The following is a 1,027-nucleotide window of genomic DNA, read 5'->3' as shown; positions in this document are numbered from 1 at the left end:
GTGCTGTCCAGCCGGCCGGCCCAGAGCGGCGCCAACTGGGAGTGGGCCGAGCCGGTCACCGGGTCCTCGTCGATGCCGGCCCGGGCACCGAAGAACCGGGAGACGAAGTCATAGCCCGTTTCACCGCCCGCAGCGGTCACTACAACGCCGCGGACCGGAAGTTTCGCAAGCGCGCCAAAATCGGGCGACAGGGTCCGCACTGTCTCGGCATCCTCGACTACGTGGATGAGGTCGGTGGCCAGGAAAGCTTCCAGCGCCGGAACCCCGAGGGCCTCGCTGACAACCGGGTCGACGGCCACCGGTTCGGGCATTTCGGAAGGGAAATCCAGGACGTAGCCCTCGCCGTCCCGCTCCACATACAGCCAGCCGCTGCGGCTCCAGAACTGCAGGCGCTTGGCGTCCGGGTGGACATCGGTGAAGAGGTACGACGCCGTGGCCAGGGTTGCATGCCCGCACAGGTCCACCTCGATGGCCGGCGTGAACCAGCGGAGGTGGTAGGCGGGCTGCGCGAAGTCGAAGGGCGTGGCCCCATCCGGGATCTCCGGAACGATGAAGGCGGTCTCGGAGAGGTTGTTCTCCTCTGCCAGCTGCTGGAGGACGCTGTCGTCCAGCCAGCGCTCCAGGGGCATCACGGCCGCCGGATTCCCTTCGAAAGGCCGGGTGGCGAAGGCGTCAATCTGGATAAGGGGTATGCGCATACTGTGTCCGCTTTCCTACGTATAGCCGGGAACATTCCCACTACCGTAGCGGCGGACTGGACTGCAAAGTTAGAGCCAGTTGCAGGAAGTGGCCTTGGCGCACACGGCGACGGCGGCTTTCCGCACTAAACGGAAGGCCGCCGTCGCTGTTTGTGGCGGGTAGCTGCGGGTTATCCGGCAGTGGCCGGCTCCAGGGCCCCGGCAGCATCCTCCGCTGCTGCTTCGGTGTGTGGTTCGAAGCGGACGAACATGGCTTTGAAGCCGGGGGTGTTGGATTCCCGGGCGACGTTTTCCTTGTGGACCAGGGCGTTGGCTTCGGGGAAGTACGC

1 protein-coding gene is annotated in these 1,027 nt (G+C 65.8%); it reads right to left on the bottom strand.

The window, feature by feature from the left end; translation table 11 throughout:
- Positions 1 to 698: PhzF family phenazine biosynthesis protein (locus P2Q66_RS13955; protein ID WP_275729013.1), on the bottom strand; the 698-nt coding region annotated here is incomplete at its 3' end.
- Positions 699 to 1,027: the final 329 nt, after the last annotated feature.

It is taken from the genome of Arthrobacter sp. Cr_A7, from assembly GCF_029222765.1.
GTDB lineage: Bacteria > Actinomycetota > Actinomycetes > Actinomycetales > Micrococcaceae > Arthrobacter.
The sequence above is the reverse complement of the archived record's forward strand: the minus strand, read 5'-3'. Positions and strand labels throughout refer to the sequence as shown.